Raw genomic sequence first — 255 nt, 5'->3', positions numbered from 1 at the left:
TCAACGAGACTCAAAATAGTCGCAACGGCATGAGCACCTTCAAAAGATTTCGAGAATAGCCAGTTCTTTCTGCCCATAACGAGTGACTTGATGCCACGTTCGGCTAGATTGTTGGACAGCACGAGACGGCCGTCCTTCAGAACGTTCATCATCCGCTCTTTCTGATTCAGCGCATAGTTGATCGCTGTGCCAAGTTTGCCATACGCAGTTAGAGATTCACACCAGTCAAAAAAGGCTTCAAGCTTCGGCTTCACT

Annotated in this window: 1 protein-coding gene; it reads right to left on the bottom strand. The window is 47.8% G+C overall.

Features of this window, described 5'->3' with window-relative positions; all coding sequences use genetic code 11:
- The coding region (locus tag ACYQ2O_RS13440; RefSeq protein ID WP_459796854.1) for an IS66 family transposase at positions 1-255 on the bottom strand (255 nt) is incomplete at both ends.

The organism is Alkalibacterium sp. m-11 (assembly GCF_054658155.1).
This window is presented reverse-complemented; position numbering and strand designations above follow the sequence as displayed.